The sequence below is a fragment of the Micromonospora sp. NPDC049799 genome (assembly GCF_040656655.1).
In the GTDB taxonomy this organism is placed as follows: domain Bacteria; phylum Actinomycetota; class Actinomycetes; order Mycobacteriales; family Micromonosporaceae; genus Micromonospora.
In genome coordinates this window covers 1-2,687 of record NZ_JBFAMU010000608.1, presented here as the reverse complement: position 1 = coordinate 2,687, position 2,687 = coordinate 1, and the positions used below count along the sequence as shown (strand labels likewise).

The following is a 2,687-nucleotide window of genomic DNA, read 5'->3' as shown; positions in this document are numbered from 1 at the left end:
GCCGCCTCGAGGCCGCTCTCGGCGTCGGTGGGCGGGCGGTGGCCGAGCAGGTGGACCTGGTCGGGGTCGACCAGCGGGCCCTCCCGGTCGAGGAGGCCCGCCGGGCCGTGGTCGGTCACCAGCGACAGGTCCATGTCCGCCGCCTCGCCGGTGGGGGAGGTCCGTCCGTCGTGGAAGTCGACGTGCCCGTCGAGGAACCACAGGTCGAAGCCGGACGGCAGCCCCAGGAGGATCCCGGGCAGGATCGCGCAGTCGCCGCCCAGGACGAGCGGGTGCCGGCCGTCGGCGGTCAACTCCATCACCCGCGCGGAGATGTCCCGGATTGCCTCGCGGACCTGGTCCGCGCCGATCACCCCGGTCTCCGGGTCTCGCACCGGGTCGGTGACGAGCGTGTGGAGCGCCCCGGCGTCCTCGGCGCCGAGCCGCGCGAGCAGTCCCGCCGTCCGCAGCGCCACCGGCGCCCGCCGCTCGCCCCGCCCCCGGCCGGACGACTCCAGCGGGGCGTCCAGCACCGACCATCGCATGCCGTCGAAGGTAGTCCGACGTGACCGGCCGGACGGCGCGTACGGCGAAGGTCGCCGCGGACGTCGGGTGGAGTGTCCGGTGTGGGTCTCCTTCGACCGTGAAGCGGCGTACGGTGTCAGACAAGCCCGGCGTAAAGCCCTAAAACCCGCATAGCGGGCGTCCAGGCGTGCCCCGGGGTCGAGACGGTGAGGGGAAAGGAGCGGTCGGTGGACCACCTGGCCTACCTGGACGCGGGATCCGGCAGCTTGATCGTGCAGGCGGTGGTCGGCGGGGTCGCCGGCGCCGCGGTGGCGGCCAAGCTCTACTGGCGACGCCTGGTGGACCGGTTCCGCCGGCAGCCCACCGACCAGCGCTGACCGGCATGGCGATCTCCGACCCGCGGCTGCGGGCCGAGCCCGGTTCGTTCCGCGACCCGGCGAACCGGATCTTCCACCTCGGTGACGAGGTGCTGCGCGGGCTCGACGAGGAGGCGGCCGTGCAGTGGCGGGCCCTCGCCGCGAGCGGGTTCTTCCCGTCGCTGGTGGCCGCCGGCAAGGTGTGCGGCACCGAACCGGCCGATCCGGCGCCGCTCCCGCACGGCTGGGCGGCGGTGCTGCGCCACGAGCGGATCCCCTTCGTCTCCCACCCGTACGAGTGGTCCTTCGCCATGCTGCGCGACGCCGCGCTGCTGCACCTGGAGATCCTGCGCGCCGCCCTGCCGGAGGGGTTCACCACCAAGGACGGGTCCGCGTACAACCTCCAGTGGCGTGGCGCGGAGCCGGTCTTCATCGACGTCGGGTCCTTCACGCCGGCCCGCGACGGCGAACCGTGGGCCGGCTACCGGCAGTTCTGCCAGACCATGCTGTACCCGCTGCTGCTCGGCGCCCACCTGGGGCTGGACTTCCAGCCCTGGCTGCGGGCCCGGGTCGACGGCATCGAGCCGGAGCAGATGCGTCCGCTCCTCGGCGGCACCCGGCGACTGCTGCCGGGGGTGCTCACCCACGTACACCTGCACGGCGCCATGCAGCGCCGCAACGCCGGCGCGAGCACCGCCGACGTGCGCTCCCAGCTGCGCGCCGCCGGCTACTCCCGCGAGCTGGCCCTGGCCACCGTACGCGGCATCGAGAAGCTGGTCCGCCGCCTGGACCGCCGTGGCGCGCCCAGCCACTGGGTCGACTACCAGCGCACCTGCGGCTACACCGCCGACGACCGGGCGGCCAAGGAACGCTTCGTGGCCGAGGCGCTGACCGCCGGTCCCCGCGCCCGCCTGGTGCTCGACCTCGGCGCCAACGACGGCCGGTACGCGCGCCTGGCCGCGCGGCACGCCGACTACGTCGTCGCGGTCGAGCAGGACCCCACGGTGGTCGACGAGTTGTACCGGACGCTGCGCGCACAGGGGGAGCGGCGCATCCTGCCGCTGGTCATGGACCTCGCCGACCCGTCCCCCGGTGGGGGCTGGCGGGGCGTCGAGCGGGCGTCGTTCGCCGACCGGGCCCACGCCGACGTGGTGCTCGCCCTGGCGGTCGTGCACCACCTCGCGATCGGCCGCAACGTGCCGCTGCCCGAGGTGGTCGACGGGCTCGTCGCGCTCGCCGCGCCCGGTGCCCGGCTCGTGGTGGAGTTCGTCCACCCGGAGGACCCGATGGCCCGGCGGCTGCTGGCCAACAAGCCCGAGGGACTCTTCCCGGACTACCGGCGGGAGGAGTTCGAGCGGTCCCTCGCCGTCCGCTGCCGCATCGCCCGCCGGCTCGACCTGCCCTCGGGCACCCGCACGCTCTACGAGGCGGTCGTGGGTGACTGAGCCGGCGACACCGGCTCTCCCCGCGGAGTCACCGGCCGGCGGAGCCGACCGCGACGAGGTGGGCGGCACGGCGGGGAGGTCGGGTCGACCGTGGCGCGGCTGGCGGCGGGAGCTCGGCCGGCTGGCGGAGGTGGCCGGTCTGCTCGGGCTCGTGGTCACCCAGCCGGTGCTGGACGGGCTCGGCCGCAGTCCCGACTTCTTCCTGTTCCACCGGGCCGACCCGGGCGAGATCCTGCTGCTCCTCGTCCTCGTCGCGCTCGTGCCGACGCTCGCCGTCGGACTGCTCGGCGCGCTGGCCCAGCAGCTCGTCCAGCTCGCTGCGCCGGCTCACCACCACGACCCGCGGGGGCAGGGTGCTCATCGCGCCGGAACCAGCCGGGCG

The 2,687-nt window shown here is 75.1% G+C and carries 3 protein-coding genes and 1 pseudogene; 3 read left to right on the top strand and 1 reads right to left on the bottom strand.

The window, feature by feature from the left end:
• Positions 1-524, bottom strand: a 524-nt coding sequence (locus AB0I76_RS27140) for an arginase family protein (protein ID WP_357041136.1), incomplete at its 3' end; no start/stop codon positions are given.
• A gap of 207 nt (positions 525-731) precedes the next feature.
• Here AB0I76_RS27140 and AB0I76_RS27135 point away from each other — a divergent pair.
• From AB0I76_RS27135 to AB0I76_RS27125, 3 genes and pseudogenes are all read left to right on the top strand, one after another.
• The gene (locus AB0I76_RS27135; RefSeq protein WP_357041133.1) at positions 732-881 is read left to right on the top strand and encodes a hypothetical protein; all 150 of its coding nucleotides are present in this window, start codon (positions 732-734) and stop codon (positions 879-881) included.
• Between the two features lie 5 nt (positions 882-886).
• Positions 887-2,305, top strand: coding sequence for a class I SAM-dependent methyltransferase (locus tag AB0I76_RS27130; RefSeq protein ID WP_357041130.1), 1,419 nt, complete (start codon positions 887-889; stop codon positions 2,303-2,305).
• A 58-nt stretch (positions 2,306-2,363) separates the two neighbouring features.
• A pseudogene (locus tag AB0I76_RS27125) lies at positions 2,364-2,687 on the top strand (hypothetical protein); the annotation flags it as partial.